Raw genomic sequence first — 26,627 nt, forward strand, 5'->3', positions numbered from 1 at the left:
AGGACTCTTGCGTTGACGCAGTAAAGCATAGGATAGAACATGAAACCAGTAATTCTGGCCGGTGGCTCTGGCAGCCGCCTGTGGCCAAAATCTCGCGCCGCCCTTCCCAAGCAATTTCTTGCTCTGACATCTGAACAAAGTATGTTGCAGGAAACCTTATCCCGGCTCGACGGCATTGATGCCAAGAATCCCATTGTGATTTGTAATGATGCCCACCGCTTTTTAGTGGCAGAACAATTACGTCAAAAGCAGGTGGCGCACGGTGGCATTTTATTAGAGCCAGTGGGCCGTAATACCGCGCCAGCCATTGCGCTGGCCGCATTACATGCGTTGCAGTCAGATGCTGATGATAATTTACTGGTGCTGGCTGCCGACCACCTGATAAAGCACACCGAACCTTTCCACAAAGCCATTGCTCAAGCCGAGCAGTTGGCCAATGCCGGCTACCTGGTAACCTTTGGCATTGTGCCGGACGAGCCGCACACCGGCTATGGGTATATCAAAGCGGCGCAGGAACTGGAGCCGGGTTTTGTGGTGGACCAGTTTGTAGAAAAGCCAGATGAAGCCACAGCCCGCGAATACGTCGATTCGGGCAAGTATTTCTGGAACAGCGGCATGTTTATGTTTAAAGCCAGTCGCTATCTGGAAGAGCTGGAAAAATACAACCCGGAAATGCTGGCCATCTGTAAAAAAGCCATTGAAACCGAAGCCAAGGATTTAGATTTTATCCGTATCTCCGAAGAAATCTTTAGCTCCTGCCCGGACGATTCCATCGATTATGCGGTCATGGAAAAAACCGCCAAGGCAGCCATGATCCCGCTGGATGCCGGTTGGTCAGATGTGGGTAGCTGGTCATCGTTGTGGGACACCGCCAATAAGGATGCACAGGGCAACGTCATCAAAGGGGATGCAATCCTGGAGGATGTACATAACAGCTACATTAATGCCGAAGGCCGGCTGATTTCGGTCATCGGGCTGGATAATGTGGTGGTGGTGGAAACCAAAGATGCGGTGATGGTAGCCAACAAAGACAAGGTGCAAAATATTAAGCAGGTAGTGAACCGCTTAAAAGCTGAAAAGCGCCCTGAATTTGAATTCCATCGCGAAGTATTTCGTCCATGGGGCAGCTACGATTCCATTGATAGCGGTGCCCGTTTCCAGGTTAAACGGATCACGGTCAAACCGGGTGAAAAATTATCGGTGCAAATGCACCATCACCGCGCCGAGCATTGGATTGTGGTTTCTGGTACCGCCAGTGTCACCATTGGGGAGACTACCCGGATGGTGACCGAAAACGAGTCTACCTATATCCCAATTGGCGAAGTACACGCACTGGAAAACCCGGGCAAGATCCCATTGGAGCTGATTGAAGTGCAATCCGGTGCGTATCTTGGCGAAGACGACATTGTGCGCTTTTCAGACCGTTATGGTCGTACCGCGAAAAAGGCCGACGCATGAGTAAAATTACCTGTTTTAAAGCTTACGATATTCGCGGTGAACTCAATGTGCAGTTAGACGAGGCGGTGGCATACCGTATCGGTTATGCATTTGCCTCGGTGTTGGCTGCCCGTACCGTAGTAGTAGGGGGCGATGTGCGCTTAACCTCGACCCCGTTAAAGCTGGCCTTAAGTGCCGGCCTGATTGACGGCGGGGCCAGTGTCACCGACCTGGGCATGACCGGAACGGAAGAGATTTACTTTGCCACTAAACATTTAAAAGTGGACGGTGGTATCGAGGTCACAGCGAGTCATAATCCCATTAACTATAATGGCATGAAACTGGTCAAAGCCGGTGCTATCCCCATTAGCGGTGACACCGGCCTGCATGCTATCCAGCAGGCGGCTGAACAGCTCGATACCGATTATGTGAATGAGCGTTTGATGGCCTATACCGGCAATCAGCCCATTGATAGTCGCGCCTTTTACGACGGCCATAGCCACATCACTCAGGCAGCATTGATACAATCCGGCCAGTATCAGCAGGACTCTTGTCTGGATGCCTATGTTGAGCATATTTTATCGTATGTCGAAGCGGCCAATTTCAGCCCGCTCAAGCTGGTGGTCAATGCTGGCAACGGCGCGGCAGGCAAAGCGCTGGATGCTATCGAATCCGGGCTGCAGGCGCGCAATATTCCGATTGAATTTGTTAAGGTGCATCACGAGCCGGATCCCAGTTTTCCTAACGGGATCCCCAACCCACTATTACCGGAAAATCGGGCAGATACCGCTGCTGCAGTGCGTGAGCACAAGGCAGACTTCGGCATTGCTTGGGATGGTGATTTCGACCGCTGCTTTTTGTTTGACGCCGACGGCGAATTCATCGAAGGCTATTACATTGTAGGTTTGCTGGCGCAAGCCTTTTTGGAAAAAGACCCGTCAGCCAGCATCATCTATGATCCGCGCTTGTACTGGAATACCGAGGCCATCGTGGCCGAGCTGGGTGGCACACCCATCAAAAGTAAAACTGGTCATGCTTTTATCAAAGAGCGGATGCGCAAGGAAGATGCGGTTTATGGCGGCGAGATGAGTGCTCATCATTATTTTCGCGATTTTGCCTACTGTGATACCGGTATGATCCCTTGGTTGCTGGTGGCTGAACTGGTGTGTGTGAAGAAAATGTCGCTGGCTGCCATGGTAGAACAGCGCATTCAGGCCTATCCGTCATCTGGTGAAATTAATAGTAAGCTCACCGATGCGGATGCAGCGCTAGAGCGGGTGCTGGCAAAATACAAGCCAGCGGCAGAAGTGGTGGACGAGACTGACGGGATTGGACTGGAGTTTGGCAGTTGGCGCTTTAATTTGCGTAAGTCCAACACTGAGCCGGTGATCCGGCTCAATGTTGAGTCCAAAGGCGACATTGCCCTGATGGAGCAAAAAACTGCAGAACTGCTTAGCCTGATCCGCCAGGAAGATGGTCAGCCTGTAGCTTAATTATTCATAAAAATCATCCAGGCGTGGCACAGCACCACTACGGTGGTCAGTGCCACGCGAAATGCCATATAACTCATGATCTGCGCCTTTGGCAGTGCCAGGGTAAACTTGTCATACAACAGCACGCCCAGGTACGACATGGACAGTATCCCCAGGGTGCGTACATCCGCACCTAAGATCAGGCATCCCCAACCAATAAGGGTCGGTAGCATAGCGATATACAGCTGATGACTGGTGGTCTGTTTGGTGATCGCATCATACCAGTGGATCCCGCCAAAAAATGACAGCAGCACGGCTGAATACAGAGTGAAATAATGCAGCGCGGCATAATCACCCAGCACACCAAAGATAGCCAGTAGTGGCAGGCCGACAAACGGCAGCAGGCCGGCAGCACCTAACAATACAGCCGGGTAGGGCATAGTGAGTCCTCGCGTTGATTTATCTTCATACAAGCCAGCTTAATACGCTGGCCCAAACAAAAATAGCGCCCAAAGGCGCTATTTTTTTCAACCATCCCAATTATTTATTGATTGGGGTGTATTTGCGCTTGCTGTAACCTTTGTACAACTGACGCGGACGACCGATCTTTTGTTTTTCATCGCTCATCATTTCGTGCCAGTGTGAAATCCAGCCTACTGTACGGGATAGGGCAAAGATACAGGTAAACATGTTGGTCGGAATACCAATCGCCTTCAGTACGATGCCTGAATAGAAATCAACATTCGGGAACAGTTTCTTCTCTGCAAAGTACTCGTCTTCCAGCGCGATACGCTCCAGCTCCATGGCAACATCCAGCAGTGGATCCTGCACATCCAGCTCTTTAAGTACTTCGTGGCAGCTTTCACGCATCACAGTGGCGCGTGGGTCGTAGTTTTTGTAAACCCGGTGACCGAAGCCCATCAGACGGAACGGGTCGTTCTTGTCTTTGGCACGTTCGATAAACTCAGGAATACGATCCACACTGCCAATCTCTTCCAGCATGTTCAAGCAGGCTTCGTTGGCACCACCGTGAGCCGGACCCCATAAAGAGGCAACACCGGCAGCGATACACGCGTACGGGTTGGCACCGGATGAACCTGCCAGGCGAACTGTTGAGGTAGACGCATTTTGTTCATGGTCAGCATGCAACGTAAAGATACGATCCATAGCACGCTCGACCGCCGGGCTGACTTCATAATCTTCCGCCGGCACTGAGAACATCATGTTCAAGAAGTTAGCTGCATAGCTCAAGTCATTGCGTGGATACACAAAAGGCTGACCCACGTTGTACTTGTAGCACATCGCTACCAGCGTCGGCATCTTAGCAATTAAGCGATGTGCACTGCGCATACGCTCTTCTGGATTGCCGACATCCAAATCGCTGTGATAGAACGATGACATCGCACCAACGGTGCCACACAGCATCGCCATCGGGTGGGCATCATTTCTGAAACCATGGAAGAACATGTTAATTTGTTCGTGCACCATCGTGTGACGGGTGATGGTTTTACGGAATGTTTCATATTCTTCTTTGTTCGGTGCTTCGCCGTTCAACAGCATGTAACACACTTCCAGGTAACTGGCGTCACGCGCCAGTTCCTCGATGGGGTAGCCGCGGTGTAACAATACACCATTGGCGCCATCGATGTAGGTGATCTCAGATTCGCAGGATCCGGTCGCCATAAAGCCGGGGTCAAAGGTAAAATACCCGTGAGCGCCCAACGAACGTACATCAATTACATCTTGTCCTTCAGTACCGGACCAAATAGGAAGTTCTATTTCCTTGTCGCCCGCTTTTAAAATGGCTTTCTGATCTGCCATACATTGCTCTCCTCAGAATGGTTCTGTTTTCAGCAAATTCGTCAAAATAATGGCGCTTTGCTGGGAAAAGTGGCGTATTTGTACTTTATTATGCATCCCGAAGTCAATTTAAATGCATATTTGTACAATATATATTCTAGATTGTCGCAAATTATCACCCACGCTGTTGCTTTTTTGCACCAATTGTGTGGGTTAAAAAATCTTCACGCGCTAAGCCCAGGCCTAAATATGTTTAATGCCACGATAAAAATCATAATGTTAGCGAATAGTTAGCTCACCCGATGCGCCATGATGAAGGGAGTTACCGCACTTACGGGGTGGCTGTCGGCAACCGATCACACTTTGTCTGCGTAGTGATTGCCGTCAGAGGCTGCTAAACTGCCCCTGTTTATACATTTAAGGATAGCCTTTCTGATCAAGTATTCAGCTAATACCGCTGACCTGCCGGCTTAATGTACGACCATGGTGGCAGACGTCTACAAAAAATTGTAATTATACAATGTGCTAGATATACTCGGGCGTGCTTAATTTCAGACACATCTAGGTGCTGTTTAAAGCAACCTTAAGTTCACAAATTGTTAATAGCTCAACGGATGAGAACGTTAACATTAATAAACGGAATTGCTCAGTCAGGACATAAAAACAACGAGTAATTCATTGTCCCTACGGATAAAACAGGCATAAATTGTGAAAAAGCAAAGACCAGTTAATTTAGAGCTCAATACCATTAAATTTCCGCCTTCTGCTATTTCGTCAATTCTTCACCGCATCACCGGCGTCGCAATGTTTTTTGCGCTGCTGTTTGTTATTTGGGCGTGGGCTGTATCAGTGTCCTCGCCTGAAGGCTTCGAACAAGTCCAGGGCCTTATGGCTGGCGTCTTGGGTAAAGTAATTGCGATTGGCACCTTATCAGCACTGACCTACCACATCTTAGGTGGTGTGCGTCACATGGTGCAGGATAAGGGCTACTGGGAAGAACTTGAATCAGGCAATCTGAGTGCAAAAATCATCATCGCACTATGGATTATCCTGACCATCGTATTGGGAGTAGTACTATGGTAACGAATCAGGCAAGCGTCAAACGTAATGGCATTCAGGATTATGTTTCATTACGTACCACCGCAGTAATCATTTTCGCTTTCACGCTGGTAATGGCGTGGTTTTTTATCACAACAGACAATCTTACCTTTGATGTGTGGCAAGGCTTTTTCTCCAGCCTGACCATGAAGGTGTTTACCCTGGCAACGCTGGTATCCATCATGATTCATACCCGCATCGGGTTATGGCAGGTACTGACTGACTACATCAAGTCAACCTCAGTGCGCGCAACACTTCAGTGGGTTCTAAACCTGATTGCGTTTGCCTACGTGCTTGTTGGTCTGTTTGTTCTGTGGGGTGTGTAATATGAGTTTACCAGTACATGAGTTTGATACCGTTGTGATTGGTGCCGGTGGCGCCGGAATGCGCGCTGCTCTGCAAATTTCACAATCTGGCAAATCCTGCGCACTTTTATCAAAAGTGTTTCCAACCCGTTCACATACTGTGTCTGCCCAGGGTGGTATCACAGTAGCGTTGGGCAATTCCCACGAAGATAACTGGGAATGGCACATGTATGACACTGTAAAAGGGTCTGACTACATTGGCGACCAGGATGCCATTGAATACATGTGTGAAACCGGCCCGAAAGCCATTCTTGAAATGGAAAACATGGGGCTGCCCTTCAGCCGTTTCGAAAACGGTAAAGTGTACCAGCGCCCATTTGGCGGCCAGTCAAAGAACTTTGGCGGCGAGCAGGCCGCTCGGACCGCTGCAGCCGCTGACCGTACTGGTCACGCCTTGCTGCACTTGCTGTATCAGCAAAATGTAAAAAACAAAACCAAAGTATTCAGTGAATGGTACGCGCTGGACCTGGTGAAAAACCAGGATGGCGATGTAGTTGGCTGTACCGCCATTGATATCGAAACTGGTCAGGTAGTCTATTTTAAATCTCGTGCTGTGGTTCTGGCGACCGGTGGTGCAGGGCGTATCTTTGCCTCAACCACCAACGCGCACATCAATACGGGTGACGGTATTGGTATGGCATTGCGCGCCGGTGTCTCTGCACAGGATATGGAAATGTGGCAGTTCCACCCCACCGGGATTGCCGGTGCTGGTACGCTGGTAACCGAAGGGTGCCGGGGTGAAGGTGGTTATCTGCTTAATAAAGACGGTGAGCGCTTCATGGAGCGTTATGCACCAAATGCTAAAGATTTGGCTGGCCGTGATGTTGTGGCCCGTTCGATGATGACTGAGATCCGCGAAGGCCGTGGTTGTGAAGGCCCGTGGGGCACACACATCAAACTGAAGCTGGATCACTTAGGTAAAGATGTATTGGAATCTCGCTTGCCGGGTATTCTGGAATTATCACGTACTTTTGCCCACGTCGATCCGGTAAAAGAACCAATTCCGGTTATCCCTACCTGTCACTATATGATGGGGGGTATCCCAACTAACGTACATGGCCAGGCCCTGCGTGTGGATGAAAACGGCAACGATCAGGTGGTTAATGGCTTGTTCGCTTGTGGTGAAATTGCCTGCGTATCGGTTCACGGTGCTAACCGCTTAGGCGGTAACTCACTGCTTGATTTGGTAGTATTTGGCCGCGCAACCGGTTTACACCTGGGTGAAAAGCTTAATGAAATGAGTGCTACCCGCAATGCCAGTGAGTCTGACCTTGAAGCTGCCATGAGCCGTTTCAACCGTTGGGAGAACTCAGAAAAAGGCAAAGGTGAAGATCCGGTTCAAATCAAAAAAGACATGCAGAAATGTATGCAGCTTAACTTCTCGGTATTCCGTGAAGGGGATGCAATGGCCGATGGCCTGAAAGAGTTGCGCGAAATTCGCGAACGTTTGCAGCATGCCCGTTTGGATGATAAGAGTTCAGATTTCAATACCCAGCGTATTGAGTGTCTGGAGCTGGACAATCTGATGGAAACCGCTTACAGCACAGCCGTAGCGGCGAACTTCCGTACTGAAAGCCGTGGTGCCCATAGCCGCTTCGACCATCCGGATCGGGATGATGAAAACTGGCTGTGCCACACCGTCTTCCGTCCGGAAGATGATTCAATGGTGAAGCGCCAGGTGAATATGTCACCTAAGCTGCGGGAAGCCTTCCCGCCCAAAGCGCGTTCTTACTAAAAAAGGTTATCAGTCATGAAGCTAGATATTTCTATTTATCGCTACAACCCGGAAGAAGACAAAGCACCGCGCATGCAAGACTACCAACTGGAGGTTGATGACGGTGTGGATCTGATGGTATTGGATGTGCTGCTTAAGCTAAAAGAGCAGGATCCTACTTTGTCTTTGCGTCGCTCCTGCCGTGAAGGTGTATGCGGCTCGGATGGTATGAACATGAACGGCAAAAACGGCCTGGCATGTATTACCCCTATCTCGGCACTGGGCAAGGGCAAGATTGTGATTCGCCCGCTGCCAGGCTTGCCAGTGGTACGTGATCTGGTGGTTGATTTAACCCAGTTCTATACCCAGTACGAAAAAGTGAAGCCGTTTTTGATTAACGATGCTAAGCAGCCGCCGGCGCGAGAGCATCTGCAGTCACCAGAAGAACGTGCTAAGCTGGATGGTCTGTACGAGTGTATATTATGTGCATGTTGTTCAACCTCTTGCCCCTCGTTCTGGTGGAATCCGGATAAATTTATTGGTCCGGCAGGCTTGTTACATGCGTATCGATTCCTGGCCGACAGCCGTGACACCGCCACGGAAGAACGGCTAAACGACCTGGATGACGCATTTAGCGTATTTCGTTGCCATAACATCATGAATTGTGTCAGCGTATGTCCTAAAGGATTAAACCCGACAAAAGCCATCGGTAAAATCAAATCGATGCTATTGCAACGGGCTGTTTAGTTAAAATTCTGTAAATAAAAAATTTACAGAGTGTGAACCCCTAAATGGCCATCCCTTCGCGGATGGCTATTTTTTTATATACGTGGCCTAAATGGTTGGTTCTGTTGTAAATAACAGTCATAATAAGCGCCTCGTGTTATTTCAGTTTTTACAAAACGTAGCAAGGCACAAAAATGCAAGAAAGCGTGATGAAAGCATGGTGGGATTCGTCGCACATGGCTGGCGCCAATGCCGCCTATGTCGAAGAGTTGTACGAAATGTACCTCGAAGATCCGCAGAGTGTTTCAGATTCCTGGCGACAAGTCTTCGATAACCTGCCTAAAGTAGAAGGGGCAGAACTAGAAAAAAACCATTCTGCCATTCGTGACCAGTTCAAAAAACTGGCCGCATTAGGACCCACCGCGAGAATGGCCACGCCTTCTCAGGACAATGCCAGCGCCGCCGACGGCCGTCAGGTCAAGGTGCTTCAGCTTATCAATGCGTACCGTTTTCGCGGTCATCAGCACGCTAATCTGGACCCGTTAGGCCTGTGGCAACAACCTCGGGTGCGGGATTTAGAATTATCTCACCACAATCTTTCCGAGTCTGATTTCGACAGCATCTTCAATACTGGATCGTATGCCTATAACGGCGAATCGATGTCACTGGGCGATCTGTTCAAATCGCTGAATCGGACCTATTGTGGCTCGGTAGGTGCAGAATATATGCACATTACTGATACCGAACAAAAGCGCTGGATTCAACAAAAAATAGAATCTGTGCAGGCCAAGCCGGAAATCAGCAAAGACCAGAAGTTATCCATTTTGAAAGGTCTGGTGGCTGCTGATGGAATGGAAAAATACCTGTCTTCAAAATTCCCGGGCGCCAAACGCTTCTCGCTGGAAGGCGGCGATTCACTGATTCCGATGCTTAAAGGCCTGATCAGCGAAGCCGGTACTGCCGGGGCCAAAGAAGTCGTCGTGGGCATGGCTCACCGTGGCCGCCTGAATGTACTGGTTAATGTACTGGGCAAAAACCCGTCGGTACTGTTTGATGAGTTTGCCGGTAAACATGATGAAAGCTTAGGCTCGGGTGATGTGAAGTACCACGCTGGCTATTCATCTGACTTTGCTACGCCAGGCGGTAATGTGCACCTGGCACTGGCGTTTAACCCGTCACACCTGGAAATTGTAAATCCAGTGGTGATGGGCTCTGTACGTGCCCGCTTAGTGCGCCGTAACAACGATACCAGCGCGGTGTTGCCTATCACCATTCACGGTGACTCAGCCATTGCCGGTCAGGGTGTGGTGCAAGAAACCTTTAATATGTCTGAAACCCGCGGCTTTGCAGTGGGTGGCACAGTCCGCATCGTGATTAATAACCAGGTGGGCTTTACAACCTCCAAGTTGGAAGATACCCGCTCCACGCAATACTGTACTGACATTGCTAAAATGGTGCAGGCGCCGATTTTTCACGTGAATGCTGATGATCCAGAAGCCGTGGCTTTTGTCACCAAGCTGGCGCTGGAATATCGCAACAAGTTCAAAAAAGATGTGGTGATTGACCTGGTGTGCTATCGCCGCCACGGCCACAACGAGGCCGATGAGCCGAATGCCACCCAGCCGCTGATGTATCAGAAAATCAAAAAGCATCCGGTACCCCGCGTATTGTACGCTGATCAGCTGATCGCCGAAGGCATCATTGAGCAGCGTGACGCGGATAAGATGCTAGAAGATTATCGCGCCGCGTTAGACCACGGTGCCTGTGTAGTAGATGAATGGCGGCCGATGACCGAGCACTCGGTGGACTGGTCACCGTTTTTAGGCCACGACTGGGATGTGGACTATGATGGCAGCATCACGGTAGAAAAACTTAAAGAGCTGGGCGAGAAAATTACCAGCTTTCCGGAAGATGTGAAACTGCATTCACGGGTCAATAAGCTGTATCAGGATCGTAAGGCGATGGTGGCCGGCGAGAAAAAACTCGACTGGGGAATGGCTGAAAACTTAGCCTATGCCAGCCTGGTGGATCACGGTAGCAGCATTCGTTTTACCGGCCAGGATTCGGGCCGTGGTACCTTCTTCCACCGTCATGCGGTACTCCACAACCAAACCGATGGCTCCACTTATATGCCACTCCAGCATATCCGTGAGGGTCAGGGCGAAATCGAAATATACGATTCTGTGTTGTCAGAAGAAGCGGTAATGGCATTTGAATACGGCTTTGCCACAGCAGAGCCGAGCTGTCTGACCATTTGGGAAGCACAATTTGGTGACTTTGCCAATGGCGCGCAGGTGGTGTTTGACCAGTTCTTAAGTTCTGGTGAAGCCAAATGGGGCCGTTTATGTGGTCTGACAGTCTTGCTGCCACATGGTTATGAAGGGCAGGGTCCGGAGCATAGTTCTGCACGTTTGGAACGCTTCTTACAATTGTGCGCCGACCACAACTGGCAGGTGTGTATCCCCTCGACACCGGCACAGGTATTTAATATGCTGCGTCGTCAAATGCTGCGCCCCATGCGTAAGCCGTTGATTGTCATGTCGCCTAAGTCGCTGCTACGGCATGCGCAGGCCACCTCTAGCTGGGAAGAACTGGCCGAAGGGGTGTTCCACAATGTGATTGGTGAAGTGGATGATCTGGACCCGTCAGAGGTCAAGCGCGTGGTCATGTGCTCGGGCAAGGTTTACTACGATTTGGTCGATCAGCGCCGCAAAAATGAGCAAACAGACGTTGCCATCATCCGATTGGAGCAGCTTTATCCATTCCCGTCTGAGGAATGTGCTAAAGTCGTGGCCCAGTACAGTCACGTCAAAGATTGGGTTTGGTGTCAGGAAGAGCCACAGAATCAGGGTGCCTGGTATAACAGCCAGCATCATTTCTGGGCAACCATTCCAGAAGGCGCCAAGCTGTCATATGCAGGCCGTGAAGCATCGGCTTCACCTGCCGTAGGTTATGTATCAGTCCACAATCAGCAGCAAAAAGCCCTGGTTGAAGACGCACTCACGATTAAATAAGGAACAATGATGACAATTGAGATTAAAGTTCCGGTCCTACCAGAGTCAGTTGCCGATGCCACCATTGCAACCTGGCACGTCAAGGCCGGTGACTCGGTAAAACGCGATCAGAACCTGGTTGATATTGAAACCGATAAGGTAGTGCTGGAAGTTGTAGCACCTGCCGACGGTGTTATCAGTGAAATCATTAATGACGAAGGCGAAACCGTGTTAGGCGAACAGGTTATTGCTAACCTGGACGAAAACGGTAAAGCTGACAGCAAAGCCAAGGCTGATGAAAGCGACAAAAAGTCATCTCAAGATAGCCAGAAAGACGAAAAGTCCAGCGAAAAAGCTGAAGCTAAAACTGCGGACAAAGGCGGTAAAACAACCGACGTAAAAGTACCGGTGCTGCCTGAGTCTGTGGCCGACGCCACTATCGCCACCTGGCATGTGTCCGTGGGTGAGCAAGTTAGTCGTGACCAGAACCTGGTTGACATCGAAACCGACAAAGTGGTGCTGGAAGTGGTTGCCCCTGCGGATGGTTCCGTGGCGGAAATCCTGGCTGAAGAAGGCGCCAATGTGTCAGCCGAAGAAGTGATTGCCAAGTTTGTTGAAGGTGGCACTGCCCAGGTGGCCAAAGATTCTACCGATGAAGGTGTTGAATCTGATACTGACAGCGACAGTGACGCACTTAGCCCGTCGGTACGTCGTTTACTGGCGGAAAAAGGTATCGATGCTGCCAAGGTCAAAGGCACCGGTAAAAATGGCCGGATCACTAAAGAAGATGTGGAAAAGCATCTGAAATCTGATCAGGGTCAAAGCAAATCTGCATCGGCATCAAAATCGCAACAGCAGGAGCAGCCAGCTGAACTGCCTACTGGCGAGCGTACTGAAAAACGCGTACCTATGACGCGTCTGCGTAAGACTATCGCGAACCGTCTGCTGGAAGCCAAAAACTCCACCGCCATGCTGACTACGTTCAACGAAGTCAACATGAAGCCAATCATGGACCTGCGCAAGCAGTATCAGGACAGCTTTGAAAAGCGTCACGGTATTCGCCTGGGCTTTATGTCTTTCTATGTGAAAGCGGTAACTGAAGCCTTGAAGCGCTTCCCTGAAGTGAATGCGTCGTTAGATGGCGATGATATTTGCTATCATAACTACTTTGATATCTCTATTGCGGTATCAACACCACGCGGCCTGGTAACACCGGTATTAAAAGATACCGACACGCTGGGTATGGCTGGGGTAGAAAAAGGCATCAAGGACCTGGCAATCAAAGGCCGTGATGGCAAACTGACCATGGCAGAGTTGCAGGGCGGTAACTTCACCATTACCAATGGCGGGGTATTTGGTTCATTGCTATCCACGCCAATCATCAATCCGCCGCAAAGTGCGATCCTGGGTATGCATAAAATTCAGGAGCGTCCAATGGCGGTCAATGGTAAAGTAGAGATCTTACCAATGATGTATCTGGCGCTGTCTTATGACCACCGTATTATCGATGGTAAAGAATCGGTCGGCTTCCTGGTCACAGTAAAAGAAATGCTGGAAGATCCAACACGTCTGCTGTTGGATGTCTAAGACTTTTGTCGCACTGAATTGTGTGTAACGGCACCCTGAAGGTATCCTTGGGGTGTCATAAGCACATTGTCGGCTGGCCTGCGGGCTGGTCGGTCAAGTTAATCAAGTCGCTCTAAGCGGCTTTTGTCTTACTAATAATCGGAAAGAAACACCATGAATTTGCATGAATACCAAGGTAAGCAGCTATTCAAAGAATATGGCTTGCCTGTTTCTGAAGGATTCGCATCAGACACACCAGAAGGTGCTGTTGAAGCGGCTGACCGCATTGGCGGTGAAGAATGGGTTGTAAAATGTCAGGTCCACGCAGGTGGTCGCGGTAAAGCGGGCGGCGTGAAGCTGTTCAAAAACAAAGATGACATCCGCGCCTTTGCTGAGAAATGGCTGGGCAATAATCTGGTGACTTTTCAGACAGATGAAAATGGTCAGCCAGTAAGCAAAATCCTGGTTGAGTCGTGCACTGACATCGCCAACGAACTGTACTTAGGTGCTGTCGTTGACCGTGGCACACAACGTGTTGTGTTCATGGCCTCCACCGAAGGCGGTGTTGAGATTGAAACTGTTGCCGAAGAAACACCAGAAAAAATCCTAAAAGCTGAAATCGACCCAATCGTTGGTCCGCAGCCGTATCAGGCACGCGAAATGGCGTTCAAACTGGGCCTGGAAGGCGACCAAATTAAGCAATTTGTTAAGATCTTCATGGGTCTGGCGAAAATGTTTGAAGAACTGGACGTGGCGCTGATTGAAATCAACCCTCTGGTTATCAAAACTGACGGCAATCTGCACTGTCTGGATGCCAAAGTTGGTATCGATGGCAACGCGCTGTATCGCCAGCCTAAAGTAAAAGCTATGCACGATCCTTCGCAAGAAGATTCGCGCGAAGCTCACGCTGCGCAGTTTGAACTGAACTATGTGGCTCTGGATGGCAATGTTGGCTGTATGGTTAACGGCGCTGGCCTGGCCATGGGTACCATGGATATTGTTAATCTGCACGGCGGCAAGCCAGCCAACTTCCTGGATGTTGGTGGCGGTGCGACCAAAGAGCGTGTTGCTGAAGCATTCAAAATTATCTTGTCTGATGACAACGTAAAAGCCGTTCTGGTTAACATCTTCGGCGGTATCGTCCGTTGTGACATGATTGCAGAAGGTATCATCGGCGCAGTAAAAGAAGTAGGCGTAAATGTCCCTGTGGTAGTACGTCTGGAAGGTACAAATGCCGATAAGGGTCGTCAGGTTCTGGCTGACTCTGGCCTTGATATCATTGCTGCAAGCAGCCTGACTGACGCAGCTCAGCAAGTTGTTAAAGCGGCGGAGGGCAAATAATGTCAGTTTTAATCAATAAAGACACTAAAGTAATTTGCCAGGGTTTCACTGGCGGTCAGGGTACCTTTCACTCTGAACAAGCCATTGCCTATGGTACGCAGATGGTTGGCGGTGTAACGCCAGGCAAAGGCGGCACTGAGCACCTGGGTCTGCCAGTATTTAACACAGTGCGTGAAGCGGTTGAGCAAACCGGTGCCACTGCATCTGTGATCTATGTACCTGCACCATTTTGTAAAGACTCAATCGTTGAAGCCGCTGATGCCGGTATTGAACTGATTGTTTGTATTACAGAAGGTATCCCTACGCTGGATATGCTGTATGTTAAAGAATATGTTGATGCCAAAGGCGTACGTCTTATCGGTCCAAATTGCCCGGGTGTGATCACGCCAGGAGAGTCTAAGATCGGTATCATGCCTGGTCATATTCACAAGCCAGGTAAAGTGGGCATCGTGTCTCGCTCTGGTACTTTGACGTATGAAGCAGTTAAGCAAACTACGGATGAAGGTTTTGGCCAGTCTACCTGTGTAGGCATCGGCGGTGACCCTATCCCGGGTTCAAACTTCATCGATATCCTGAAATTGTTCCAGGACGATCCGCAAACTGAAGCCATCGTGATGATCGGTGAAATCGGCGGAACAGCAGAAGAAGAAGCTGCTGCATTCATTAAAGAAAATGTGACTAAGCCAGTAGTTTCTTACATCGCAGGTGTTACAGCGCCTCCGGGTAAGCGTATGGGCCATGCCGGCGCCATCATTGCCGGTGGTAAAGGTACGGCAGATGAAAAATTTGCTGCCCTTGAAGATGCGGGTGTGAAAACCGTTCGCTCTCTGGCCGACATCGGTAAAGCACTACGTGAAGCGACCGGCTGGTAAGCTGTTGTATTTATATGTGTTATAAAAAACCCGCCACCTGGCGGGTTTTTTGTGTAATAACAAAGCTATTATCTTTAAGATTATCTGCTTAATAATTAATCTGTTTAAACTTCAACCCTTCTGAATCAGGCTTACTTTAACAATTCTTAACATCCGCAAAAGCTATACCAATTGCGTGCTACTTTTTATTTGCATTTGCTCATCCTAAAATTTATCTAACCCCTTTTAATCCAACAAAAACAGCTACTTAAAATATCTATTTTTGATCACAAACCAGCAGTGTTTTTTTACGACTGTTAATTAGATGTATAAATTTGCGTATGAATACGTATGCAAAAGATTGTCGTGCTGTGGTCTTTAAAGATAGGATTTAGCCTGATTTTTACATCTGTCCTGCAAAAGCAAAAATAACAACAGCAGGGTTTTGTGGATAGTAATGGGACACCTACATAATGAAACACTTTAAACCAAATTTAATTAAAATCGCGCTAATTGCAAGCGGCCTGGGCACTGTGGGTGCACCAGCGCTGGCGCAGCAAGACATCGATGCCGTTTCTGCTCAGCCTGAAGAGCCACCGGTAGAAGTTATTGAGGTTTCTGGCATTCGCGGCAGTCTGCAGCGAGCCCAGGCTATCAAGATGGATAACACCTCAATTGTAGAAGCGCTATCTGCGGAAGATATTGGTAAATTGCCTGACACCAGTATCGCCGAATCCCTGGCGCGCTTGCCTGGTTTATCCGGTGAGCGTCGTAACGGCCGTACCAGTGGTATTTCGGTGCGCGGTTTTAATGAAAACTATGTGGGCACCTCACTAAATGGCCGTGAGCTGTTAGGTATGGGTGACAACCGGGGTGTCGAATTCGATCTGTATCCTACTGAGATCATTTCAAATATTTTGGTATACAAAACCCCAGAAGCGGGCATGGTTACGCAAAATATTGGTGGCTCTGTAGACCTGCAAACTGTTAAGCCACTGGTTGCTGAGCAAACCTTTACCATCAATGGTACCTACGAAAAAAATGCCGAAGATGCGGCTAACCCGGATTTTGATGACAACGGCCACCGTTTGTCGTTCAACTGGATTGATCAGTTTGCCGATGACACATTAGGCGTAGCACTAACTTTTGCTACCATGGAGTCGCCGCGTCAGGAACAACAGTTCCGCGGCTGGGGCTACCCGAATGCCGAACCAGGTACAGGTGCTGAAGGCATTGATATTTCCAAAGATTCGGTTTCTATTCTGGGCGGACACGATAGCTTTGCTCGTTCAGCTATGATGGAGCGGGATTCTGTTGCTGCGGTTATTCAGTGGGCACCCACCGATAACCTGACCATGCAGCTGGATGCCCTGTACATCGACTTTGTGGAAAACGATGCACGCCGTGGTGTCGAAGAAGGCGGCCCGGTGTGGGGTGGTGTGGATTACACCGTAACCGAAGTGCAGGATGGCCTGGCTACCCGTGCTTATCACGATGGTTTTTATAGCGTTATTCGTAACGATGTGCGTGAACAGGAAGCCGAGTTGAAGACCTTTGGTCTGAACTTAGAATATCTGCTGAATGAAAACTGGAGCATCCACGCCGATGTGTCTACCGGTGAAGTCGATAAAACTATTACTGACGTCGAAAGTTACTCGGGTACTGGCCGTGCTGGCACCGAAGGTCGCGCACTCACTGCGCGCTCGTGGGAAATGACCGGGGACGGCGTGATGTTTTCTGATCACCCAAGCCTGCCTACCATCGATCTGACTGATCCGTCACTGATCCGTTTAGCCGGCCCGCAGCCATGGGGCCAGTCGTTGACAGATGAAAATGGTAACCAGTTATTTGCTGCTGACGGCCAGGATGGGTTTGTTAACCAGCCAATCTTTAAAGAAGAACTGGATTCAGTACGTCTGAGCACCAAGGGCTTTGTTGAATGGGGGGTATTCTCAGGTATTGAGATTGGCGCAATCTATTCTGATCGCACAAAATCCAAAGACAACAACGGTGCATTCCTGGTATCTCCAGAATATCCAGCCAGTGGAGCGATTCCTGATGTGTTAGGTGTAACCTCGCTGGACTTTGTGGGTATCGAAGGTATTTTAGCCTATGACGCACTGGGCCTGTATAACAGCGGTTACTATGATGAGCTAAATGCTCAGCAAATCGAAACCGGCCGTTTAGGTGATACCTACACGGTTGAAGAAAAACTCACGACGTTTTATACCAAGCTGGATATCGATACGCAGGTAAGTGATATTTATATCCGTGGTAACCTGGGCTTACAGGTGGTGCATGCTGACCAGCAATCTACCGGTTTTGCCACCACTAAAAATGAACTGGGCTTTGTAGAGTCGCTGCCAGCCTCCGGTGGCGCAGATTACACCGATGTTCTGCCGACACTTAACTTAAGCGCTGAAATTGGTGAAGGGGAATTCGTCCGGTTAGGTCTGGCCAAAGTACTGACTCGCCCGCGTATGGATGATATGCGTCCGAACAACCAGGTGTCTTTTGCCTTCCAGGATGCACGTATCACCAGCACCGATCCGGATAACTCACCGTGGAGTGGCAGTGCGGGTAACCCTGAGCTGAAACCGTACGAAGCTAACCAAATTGATTTGGCTTACGAAAATTACTTTGCCGATACTGGCTATGTGGCTGTGTCCTGGTTCTTCAAAGATCTGAAAAACTGGCACAGAAGCAATGCGGTACAAACGGACTTCAGTGAATTCTATATTCCAAGCATTCACCAGGGTTCTGAAGGGCAGGTACCTGAGTTGTTTGTCGGCGAGCGTAGCCGCCCGGAAGATGGCTATGAAGGTTTTGTACGTGGCTATGAAATCCAGGGTAGCTTACCCGCTGAACTGATCCATGAATCATTGCAAGGATTTGGTTTGTTTGCCAGTGCCACCTTCCTGGATGGCCAGGCCGATGCCTCACCGGGCACCACTGAAACACGGATCCCCGGTCTGTCAGACGAAAACTATAGCCTGACGGTATATTATGAAAATGCTGGCTTTGAGATCCGGGTAGCCGGGACCAAGCGTTCAGATTACCTAACTGAAACCCGTGGTCTGAGTTTGGCTCTGTCAGATTCAACTAACCAGGGCGGTACCTTTATTGATGCACAGATTGGTTATGATTTCAGCGAATCTGGTATTCAGTCACTGGAAGGCCTACGTGTCACCTTGCAGGCGCAAAACCTGACCGACGAAGAAGATGTGCAGACAGCTGGCACTGATTCCCGCCAGGTCACATTGCACCAGTCTTACGGTGCTAACTACCTGTTAGGCTTTAATTACTCGTTTTAATTAAGCCACAGAGCAAGCAAAAAACCGCAGCGCCCCAGCCTGCGGTTTTTTTTGCATGTTTATGTCTGTATGGCGCGAGTGCGCTGGCCAATAAGACCGTGTACGTTGATTGCCATATTCTATACATTCAATGGCGTTGCTGACCACATCACGAACATTCCTATCTGCGTTAACGCTTCTGTTACTTTTGTGAACGATATGTATATTAATTTGTTATGAATACGTATGCATGATGTTGCTCTAAAATTGAGCAAAACGATATATTTCGGGTGAACCCTTCGTGTAAAAGGGATGGGATATTTTTTACACGAAAATAACACGGAAAAAATGGGACACCATGAATATATTTAAACCGAATTCCATAACCGCTGTGCTGATGGCAAGCGGGCTGTCTTTGACGCCGCTGCTCGCTGCCGCGCAGGAAAACACCACGCCCCCGGATGAAGAAGCCGTTGAGCGCATCGAAGTCAGAGGGTTTAGTACCAGCCTGATAAAATCACTCAATCAAAAACGCTTTTCCGATACGGTCACCGAACAAATCTCAGCCGATGATTTAGGTGGTTTACCGGATGTATCAATGGCTGATGCACTGACCCGTCTGCCGGGGATCTCCGCGGTTCGTACCGGCGGTCAGGCAGCCGAGATTAACATCCGGGGTCTGGCCGGTGATTTTGTGTTCTCGACCCTCAACGGGCGCGAACAGGTTTCCACCAGTGGCAGTCGGGCCATCGAATTTGACCAGTATCCTTCTGAGCTTATCAACTCTGCGGCAGTCTACAAATCCCCAAAAGCGTCGCTGATTGAAGGCGGTGTGGCCGGTACCGTGGAATTAAAAACCGCCAGTGCCTTAAATAACGAAAAAGTGCATACCTTTAATGCCAATGTGCGCGGTATGTACAACGACCGGGCCAGCGAAGTGTCGGATGCCACCGAATTCGGTCACCGTGTCAGCTTTTCCTATCAGGGCCAGTTTTTTGATAACACAGTCGGGGTTTCGGCCGGGTTTGCCCGCTTATATCAACCCAGCGTAGCCACACAGTTTGTCGGGTTTGCCAATAACCAGCAGATTGATGTTGATGGCATCGAAGGCGATACGGACAACGCCGGCACCGATTGCCCCGAATGCGAACTGGTCAGCGAAGGCTTTGAGTTGCAACACAGTGGTGGTGAAGAAACCCGAAACGGTTACATGGCCTCGCTGGAATGGGCGCCGTCGAATGTGTTTTCTATTAAAGCCGATGCCTTTATCTCAAAATTTGATACCGAAGCCTTTGCTCGTGGCATGCGGGTGAAGTTAGGCGGGCCGAATTCTGAAATTACCAATCCGGTGGTGGTGAATAATGCGGTGATTGGTGGTGTCTTTTCCCGCACCGATGACAATTTCGCCCGTGTAGAGCTGGTCAATGATGATAACCAGGATTTTGATAAAGTTGAAAGTTATGGCATCAAAGCAGACTGGCAAATCAGTGATTCGCTGAATGCCCAGTTTGATATTTCACTGTCTAAAGCCGAAAGTAACTTCAGAAATGGATTGCTGTGGAGCTTAGTCGCCGAAGACGCGGCTGCTGCAAACCCGGTATTAGACGAAAATATTCAGATCGCCTACCGCTTAAATGAACTGAATTTGCCGGATGTGGCGTTTAATCAGGCCGACGCCTTTGATGACATCAACCGGGTAATGCTGAGTAAATATGGTATTTACCCGTTTGAAAATGAAGATGAGCTGGATGCGTATCGCGTCGATTTTCAGTATTACACCAGTACCCCGTTTGTCTCGTCCTTGGAATTTGGTTACCGCTACTCCGATCGTGAATACAATAACCAGCGCTCGGTATTTGAATACGGCGATGATGGGGCCTTTTCTGTTAGCGAGCCAGCGCTGCGCCTGACCGAGGACATGGTCGAGCAGGTTAACTGGTCGGGCGATTTTAGTTATTTCCCCAGCTATCTATCGATTAACCAAGATGCTGCATTGGCTGCCTGGTTCCCTGAAGGCCGGCCTGAACCGGTACAAACCTGGGGCCCAGGTGCCGCCGGTGTCATTAACGGCCCGGGTACCGGCGACAACACAGCCTGGACCATTCAGGAAAGTGGCCAGGTATTTGAAACCGTAAATGCCGCCTACCTGATGGCCAACCTGGATTTTGAAGCCGGAATTCCCATTACCGGTAACATCGGTGTGCGCTATGTGCGTTCTAAACAAAGTGCTACCACCTTACAACGCGCCACCCAATTGATCACCGATGAAGAAACCGGTAACCAGATTGAGGTCAGCGATCCGGCAGCCGGGGCGCAAAATATTACCGACGAAGTGGGCCTGGTGAATAACTTCTACCGCCCGACAGTACTCAGCCACGAATTTACCGACTGGCTGCCGTCACTGAACTTAAACTTTAAGCTTACTGACCAAACCCAACTGCGCTTTGCTGCGGCCAAGGTCATGGGTCGGGCGCCTATTAATCGCTTTGCGGCCAATGCTTCTACCACCGTAGAAGATGTCAGCGCGGTAATGGACCGCGATTCCGGCGAAGTCACCTTGTCACGGCCTACTGCCAGGGTGAATGGATCGTCGCGCAACAGCCCGTATCTGGACCCATTCTACGCTACCCAGTATGACCTGTCGTACGAGTACTATTTTAGTGAGTCAGACGGCGCCATCGTAGTAGCCGGCTTCTATAAAGACATTGATTCGTTTATCGAAAACATTGGCATTGAACCGTATGATTTTGCCGCTAATGGCTTTGTCACCCCGGATAATGTACAGGTCCCGGTATTCTTAGAAACCGAATTTGTCGGTCAGGAGCCAGAAGCAGCCACCGATGCCAACGGCGATCCGCTGTTTGTCACGGTCCCGACGGAAAATGGCCGTTACGACACCGCCGTTAACAACGCCAAAGGCGGCTACATACGCGGTATTGAGATTGCCTACACCCATATTTACAGCATGCTGCCTGGCTTATGGTCCGGCTTAGGGGTGGATGCCAGCTACTCCTATACCGAAAGTGAAATTCAGCGCACCTTAAGTGATGGCGTGTTTGCCAGCCAGTTGCCCGGATTGTCGGAAAATGTGGCCACGCTGACTGTGTTCTGGGATTACAACGGCTTTGAAACACGGATTTCCGGCCGCTACCGCGATGCGTTTGTGTCGGAGCAGGTGGCCGTGAATGACCAGACCGTTAACTTTGCTGAAGAGCTGGTAGTGGATTATCAGGCATCGTATGACTTTACCGATAATCTTAGTGCTTTATTCCAGGTGAACAACTTAACCGACGAGCCCACCCGCAGTTACTTTGGTAACCAGGCGCAAACCGGCACCATTCAGTTTTTCGGCACCCAGTATTATCTGGGTATGACGTACTCGTTTTAAGGACTGAGCATGAAAACAATAACTTCAGCGCGTTTGCGTCAGCCTGAGCCTCTTTCGGAGTTTGCTATGTGTATGAGATCTTTCTCAAGGATGGTGGCTATTTGCTTTGCTGCCTTATTTTTTCTCACCGCCTGTGGCGGTGCGGATGTGGAATCGGGTAACAGCAATCTGCTGACCTGCGACGTACCCAATGTGCCTAATGAAAGTGGCACCGAATGTGTGCCGCCACCGCCTATCGCCTGCGATCCGCCCACTGTGCCCAATGAAGCCAACGATGCCTGTGTGGTCGGTGCCAATCCGGACCTGCCAGACCCGGTCTTTTTCCCAGGCGCCAACCAGGCGGTGTTGTACTACAATCGCGGCGATGTGGATGCCGATAATACGCCTAATGATCCGGCCTACGATGGCTGGAAACTGCATACCTGGAACAATGATGAATGTGATGCCTACGCCGACCCTGATACTGCCTGGGACAATGGCCGCACCATCTCGGGCATCGACCCCACTTATGGGGCCTACTGGGTACTGGACTTAAAAGCCGATTATGGCAGCTGCCACAATTTTATTATCCATAAAGGCACCGATGATGCCGGCAAGGAAATGGGGGGCGGCGATTTTCAGGCGTCATTGGTTCAGGATGATGAAACCTATGTGCGCATGAATTTCACCTTATCCGGTGAACCCACGCTGTTTGAATATCCCATCGACAGCTTAGGTCCGCAACCGGTTGAAATTGAAGGCGCGGCAGCGCACTGGCTGGATGCTAACACCTTTGTATGGAATGCCCCTGAGGCAGTCATGGAGGTCAAACTGCATTATTCGGCTGATGCCAGCTTAGAAACCTCGCTGGAAGAAGGTTTAAATGGTGAAGTGTTTGCGCTGCAATCTGCCAGCCTGAGCGAAGAACAGCGTCAAATCTATCCGTATGTCGCCGATTGGCCAGCCTTTGCCGGCGACTGGAGTGCCGAGGACGCCAAAGCGGTGCTGCAAACCCAGACCGTACTGGGCGGTTATGATAGCGATGGCAAACTGATTGCCGCTACCGGCATTCAGATTGCCCGGGTGCTGGATCAGCTGTATACCCAAAGCGACAACGATGCCGATGAAGCAACGTTAGGCGTAACCTATGCCGATGGCCAAATCACGGCCCGGGTGTGGGCACCTACTGCGCAATCGGTGGCGTTGCTGAGCTACAACGACAATAAAACGCTGGCAAACCGCATCGACATGCAGCGCGATGATGCCTCCGGTGTCTGGAGCTACACCGGCGATATGGCGCTGGACCGTACCTTGTACCGCTATGAAGTGACCGTGTATACACCGGCCACCGATGCCATTGAAACATTGGAAGTGACTGACCCGTATTCGGTGTCGGTGACCACTAACGGGCGTTTTTCACGCTTTGTAAATCTGGCCGATGATGACTTGAAACCTGCCGGTTGGGATGATCACAGTGTACCGACCATCGCCAACCCTGAAGATGCAGTGATTTACGAAGGTCATATTCGTGATTTCAGTGCCCGCGATGAGTCGGTCAGTGAAGAAAACCGGGGTAATTATCTGGCCTTTACCGAGACCAACAGCGCACCGGTCATGCATTTGCAAAAGCTGGTGGATGCCGGCCTGAATTATTTTCATATTTTACCAGCCAATGACATTGCCTCTATCAATGAAGACCCGGCCCAGAGCATCAATTTATACAGCACTATCGGCGATCTGTGCCGATTAAACCGCGATGCCACTGTATGTGACGAAGAAGCAGCCGACGCGCGCATCATTGATGTGTATGAAAGCTACTCGCCGTCGACAGAGCAGGGCAAAGCACAGGAGCTGACTCAGCAACTGCAAGGGATCGACACTTTTAACTGGGGCTATGATCCACATCATTTCAGTGCGCCGGAAGGCAGTTATGCCAGCGATGCTGAATCGGTGGCCCGAATTGTGGAAATGCGTGCCATGGTGCAGGCTTTGCACGAACTGGGTCTGCGTGTGGCGCTGGATGTGGTGTACAACCACACCAATGAATCAGGCGTGTTTCCCAAGTCAGTACTGGATAAAACCGTACCCGGCTATTATCACCGTTATGATGCAGAAAGCGGCGAAATTATTCGTGAAACCTGCTGTGAGGACACCGAGCCGCAAAATGTCATGATGGAAAAGCTGATGAAGGATTCTCTGGTGATGTGGGCCAGCGAATACAAATATGATGCTTTTCGCTTTGATATCATGAGCCAGGCCACCGTGGATACCATGGTGCGTTTGCGCGAAGCCGTCCAGGCTGTGGATGCAGATAATTATTTTTACGGTGAAGGCTGGGTGAAAACTTACCCGGGCTACGAGCAGGCCAGCCAGTTCAACATGGCTGGCACGCAAATCGGTACCTTTAATGACCGCATTCGTGAAGCGGTGCGCCAGGGTAATATCTTTAGCCGCGATGCCTCTACCGGGCTGGCTGACCAGGACAAGGTCAAAATGAGCCTGGCCGGTACGCTGACCAACTTTTTACTAGAAACCCACACTGGCGCAGCAGTAGAAACTCAGGCACTGGGCGGCTATGCGCTGGACCCGGCAGATATCATTAACTATGTATCTAAGCATGATAATGAAACGCTGTGGGACCAATTCAACTATACCTTGCCCGATGATATTTCACTGGCCGAGCGGGTACGTGCGCAGAATATCGGCATCAGCATTCCGTTGATGGCGCAGGGCATTCCGTTTTTGCAAATGGGTGGCGACATGTTGCGTTCTAAATCTATGGATCGTGACAGCTACAACTCAGGCGACTGGTTTAACTATGTAGATTTCACCTACACAACCAATAACTGGAATGTAGGCCTGCCGCCGGCAGAGAAAAACGAAGAAAGATGGCCGGAGATGCTGCAGTTTATCTTCGAACCTGAGCGTGATGCCCAGATGTCCGATATTTTGTATGCGTCCGACATTTTTGCCGAATTTTTACAAATCCGTACGACCTCGCCCTTGTTCCGCCTGACCACAGCAAAAGCGATCAAGCAGCGTGTGGGCTTTCATAACCTGGGTAAAAATCAGCAGGCTGGCCTGATTGCCATGAGTCTGGATGATGGGTTTAATGAAAGCGATGAAACCCCGTTAGCTGACCTGGATCCGTCGGTGGATGCCATGATGGTGGTGATCAACACCGGCTATAGCGAAAAGACCATTGAGGTGGCCACGGCCAGCGGCTTCCAGCTGCACCCGGTGCTGGCCAATTCGATGGATGCTACCGTTGCCAGCGCCTCCTTTAACGAAGGTGAAAATGGCGGACAGTTCACGGTACCGGCGTTGACTATGGCAGTGTTTGTTAAACCGCAAAGTGGTGCCCAGGGTTATGGTCTGTCGGCCATCGCCACCTCAGGTGCACCAGATGTGGCCCCGTACAATGACACTACCGTGTTGCTGCGTGGTGATATGAACAGCTGGGGTACCACCGACAGCTTCACCTATCAGGGTGATGGCGTCTACACGGCGAGCGCGATGCTGAGTGCCAACAGTACCTATGGTTTCAAAGTGGCCTCTGAGGACTGGTCTACGGTCAATCTGGGCGCCGATGTAGTGGCAACGGTGGCGCTGGATGAGGTGGTGACTTTGCGTGCTGGTGGTGACAATCTGGCGTTTACCGCACCGACTGATGCCTTGTATGAGTTCGTGCTGGATGCCTCAGCGGATAAAGATGCCCCGGTACTGACAGTGCGTTATGAAGAGCCATATGCCAATACCACAGTGTATTTGCGCGGTGATTTTAACAGCTGGGGGACCGATAATGCCTTTACCTATCGGGGTGACAAACTGTATGGCGCGGCTATCACTCTGGATCCGGGGACCTATCAGTTCAAAGTCGCCAATGAAGACTACAGTGTGGTCAATTTTGGCGCGACGCAGGACACTGCCGAAGCGCGTGCTGTTGCGGTAGATGGGCAGGTCGCATTGGCCGACAATGGCAGCAACCTGGAAGTCACGATTGAGGAAACCAACGACTATGTGTTTGTGTTTGATCTAACTGACGCGGCTAACCCGGTGTTAAAAGTGTTTGTGGAAGACTTCTTTGCCGGCACCGCGGTGTATCTGCGTGGCGAGATGACCGACTGGGGCACCAGCGCGCAGTTTGCCTACCAGGGCGGGGGTGTCTATACCGTCACCGTGACCCTGGACGGCGGGCCCAAACAGTTTAAAGTGGCCTCTGAAGACTGGAGTACGGTGAACCTGGGCAACCCGGATGATGCAGCCAGCAACGAAGTGTCACTGGGCAAGATGAAAATCCTGGGCACCAGCAATAACAACTTGCTGATCGATGCCCCGGCAGGCACTTACCTGTTTACAGTTGAAGGCCCGGATAAATTGAATTTGCGCCTGACGGTGACAGCCATATAATTGGTACCTAATACCAACGTTGAAAAAGCTCCTACGGGAGCTTTTTTTATTTGGTATGCAAATGAATATGCAGGATTGGCGGTTATTTAGGCATTTATGTCGGGTATATTAAATAGTTATGCAGTTTGCCGTGTGTGTATGTCGCCTGGCGATGATGTTTGTTAATTCGTTTTCATCTTTGATTGTATCTCTGC

15 protein-coding genes are annotated in these 26,627 nt (G+C 50.1%); 13 read left to right on the forward strand and 2 right to left on the reverse strand.

All coding sequences use genetic code 11. The features are described from left to right. Window positions 1–39 precede the first annotated feature (39 nt). Window positions 40–1,458, forward strand: a complete 1,419-nt coding sequence (locus ACTUJZ_RS02465; protein ID WP_463634675.1) for a mannose-1-phosphate guanylyltransferase/mannose-6-phosphate isomerase — start codon at window positions 40–42, stop codon at window positions 1,456–1,458. Continuing rightward, on the forward strand, window positions 1,455–2,930 hold the full coding sequence (locus ACTUJZ_RS02470; RefSeq protein WP_463634676.1) for a phosphohexomutase domain-containing protein: 1,476 nt from the start codon (window positions 1,455–1,457) through the stop codon (window positions 2,928–2,930). The genes ACTUJZ_RS02465 and ACTUJZ_RS02470 overlap by 4 nt, the downstream gene beginning before the upstream one ends. Here ACTUJZ_RS02470 and ACTUJZ_RS02475 read toward each other — a convergent pair. Together ACTUJZ_RS02475 and ACTUJZ_RS02480 are read right to left on the reverse strand one after the other, a co-directional pair. Further along, a complete protein-coding gene (locus tag ACTUJZ_RS02475; protein WP_463634677.1) occupies window positions 2,927–3,349 on the reverse strand; it encodes a DUF3429 domain-containing protein in 423 nt (140 codons plus the stop codon). The genes ACTUJZ_RS02470 and ACTUJZ_RS02475 overlap by 4 nt on opposite strands. A gap of 100 nt (window positions 3,350–3,449) precedes the next feature. Further along, window positions 3,450–4,730, reverse strand: a complete 1,281-nt coding sequence (locus ACTUJZ_RS02480) for a citrate synthase (protein WP_463634678.1) — start codon at window positions 4,728–4,730, stop codon at window positions 3,450–3,452. A 687-nt stretch (window positions 4,731–5,417) separates the two neighbouring features. On the opposite strand from ACTUJZ_RS02480, the gene sdhC reads away from it, so the two are divergent. From sdhC to ACTUJZ_RS02535, 11 genes are all read left to right on the forward strand, one after another. Next, the gene (sdhC, locus tag ACTUJZ_RS02485) at window positions 5,418–5,792 is read left to right on the forward strand and encodes a succinate dehydrogenase, cytochrome b556 subunit (RefSeq protein WP_463634679.1); all 375 of its coding nucleotides are present in this window, start codon (window positions 5,418–5,420) and stop codon (window positions 5,790–5,792) included. Further along, window positions 5,786–6,133, forward strand: a complete 348-nt coding sequence (sdhD, locus tag ACTUJZ_RS02490) for a succinate dehydrogenase, hydrophobic membrane anchor protein (RefSeq protein WP_463634680.1) — start codon at window positions 5,786–5,788, stop codon at window positions 6,131–6,133. The genes sdhC and sdhD overlap by 7 nt, the downstream gene beginning before the upstream one ends. A gap of 1 nt (window position 6,134) precedes the next feature. Next, complete coding sequence (sdhA, locus tag ACTUJZ_RS02495; RefSeq protein WP_463634681.1) at window positions 6,135–7,907, forward strand: succinate dehydrogenase flavoprotein subunit; 1,773 nt, start codon at window positions 6,135–6,137, stop codon at window positions 7,905–7,907. A 15-nt stretch (window positions 7,908–7,922) separates the two neighbouring features. Next, complete coding sequence (locus ACTUJZ_RS02500; protein WP_463634682.1) at window positions 7,923–8,633, forward strand: succinate dehydrogenase iron-sulfur subunit; 711 nt, start codon at window positions 7,923–7,925, stop codon at window positions 8,631–8,633. 173 nt (window positions 8,634–8,806) lie between these two features. After that, entirely contained in the window at window positions 8,807–11,626 is a 2,820-nt protein-coding gene (locus ACTUJZ_RS02505; protein WP_463634683.1) for a 2-oxoglutarate dehydrogenase E1 component, read from the forward strand. Window positions 11,627–11,635: 9 nt separating this feature from the next. Continuing rightward, window positions 11,636–13,192: a 2-oxoglutarate dehydrogenase complex dihydrolipoyllysine-residue succinyltransferase gene (gene odhB, locus ACTUJZ_RS02510; protein ID WP_463634684.1), complete on the forward strand. Its 1,557-nt coding sequence runs from the start codon at window positions 11,636–11,638 to the stop codon at window positions 13,190–13,192. A 153-nt stretch (window positions 13,193–13,345) separates the two neighbouring features. Beyond that, on the forward strand, window positions 13,346–14,512 hold the full coding sequence (gene sucC / locus ACTUJZ_RS02515; RefSeq protein WP_463634685.1) for an ADP-forming succinate--CoA ligase subunit beta: 1,167 nt from the start codon (window positions 13,346–13,348) through the stop codon (window positions 14,510–14,512). Continuing rightward, entirely contained in the window at window positions 14,512–15,384 is an 873-nt protein-coding gene (gene sucD / locus ACTUJZ_RS02520; RefSeq protein WP_463634686.1) for a succinate--CoA ligase subunit alpha, read from the forward strand. Before sucC ends, sucD begins: the two co-directional genes overlap by 1 nt. Window positions 15,385–15,836: 452 nt before the next feature. Beyond that, window positions 15,837–18,677, forward strand: coding sequence for a TonB-dependent receptor (locus ACTUJZ_RS02525; RefSeq protein WP_463634687.1), 2,841 nt, complete (start codon window positions 15,837–15,839; stop codon window positions 18,675–18,677). A 337-nt stretch (window positions 18,678–19,014) separates the two neighbouring features. Then, a complete protein-coding gene (locus ACTUJZ_RS02530) occupies window positions 19,015–22,044 on the forward strand; it encodes a TonB-dependent receptor (RefSeq protein ID WP_463634688.1) in 3,030 nt (1,009 codons plus the stop codon). A gap of 9 nt (window positions 22,045–22,053) precedes the next feature. Next, the gene (locus ACTUJZ_RS02535; protein ID WP_463634689.1) at window positions 22,054–26,433 is read left to right on the forward strand and encodes an alpha-1,6-glucosidase domain-containing protein; all 4,380 of its coding nucleotides are present in this window, start codon (window positions 22,054–22,056) and stop codon (window positions 26,431–26,433) included. Window positions 26,434–26,627: the final 194 nt, after the last annotated feature.

Source organism: Alteromonas sp. WD8-37, assembly GCF_055326825.1.

What these genes read in the sequence shown, in the direction of transcription:
- sdhD (WP_463634680.1), top strand. Translation starts at nt 5,786, where the DNA reads ATGGTAACGAATCAGGCAAGCGTCAAACGTAATGGCATTCAGGATTAT.
- odhB (WP_463634684.1), top strand. Translation starts at nt 11,636, where the DNA reads ATGACAATTGAGATTAAAGTTCCGGTCCTACCAGAGTCAGTTGCCGAT.
- sucD (WP_463634686.1), top strand. Translation starts at nt 14,512, where the DNA reads ATGTCAGTTTTAATCAATAAAGACACTAAAGTAATTTGCCAGGGTTTC.
- ACTUJZ_RS02535 (WP_463634689.1), top strand. Translation starts at nt 22,054, where the DNA reads ATGAAAACAATAACTTCAGCGCGTTTGCGTCAGCCTGAGCCTCTTTCG.
- ACTUJZ_RS02530 (WP_463634688.1), top strand. Translation starts at nt 19,015, where the DNA reads ATGAATATATTTAAACCGAATTCCATAACCGCTGTGCTGATGGCAAGC.
- ACTUJZ_RS02505 (WP_463634683.1), top strand. Translation starts at nt 8,807, where the DNA reads ATGCAAGAAAGCGTGATGAAAGCATGGTGGGATTCGTCGCACATGGCT.
- ACTUJZ_RS02465 (WP_463634675.1), top strand. Translation starts at nt 40, where the DNA reads ATGAAACCAGTAATTCTGGCCGGTGGCTCTGGCAGCCGCCTGTGGCCA.
- sucC (WP_463634685.1), top strand. Translation starts at nt 13,346, where the DNA reads ATGAATTTGCATGAATACCAAGGTAAGCAGCTATTCAAAGAATATGGC.
- ACTUJZ_RS02475 (WP_463634677.1), bottom strand. Translation starts at nt 3,349, where the DNA reads ATGCCCTACCCGGCTGTATTGTTAGGTGCTGCCGGCCTGCTGCCGTTT.
- ACTUJZ_RS02525 (WP_463634687.1), top strand. Translation starts at nt 15,837, where the DNA reads ATGAAACACTTTAAACCAAATTTAATTAAAATCGCGCTAATTGCAAGC.
- ACTUJZ_RS02480 (WP_463634678.1), bottom strand. Translation starts at nt 4,730, where the DNA reads ATGGCAGATCAGAAAGCCATTTTAAAAGCGGGCGACAAGGAAATAGAA.
- sdhA (WP_463634681.1), top strand. Translation starts at nt 6,135, where the DNA reads ATGAGTTTACCAGTACATGAGTTTGATACCGTTGTGATTGGTGCCGGT.
- ACTUJZ_RS02500 (WP_463634682.1), top strand. Translation starts at nt 7,923, where the DNA reads ATGAAGCTAGATATTTCTATTTATCGCTACAACCCGGAAGAAGACAAA.
- ACTUJZ_RS02470 (WP_463634676.1), top strand. Translation starts at nt 1,455, where the DNA reads ATGAGTAAAATTACCTGTTTTAAAGCTTACGATATTCGCGGTGAACTC.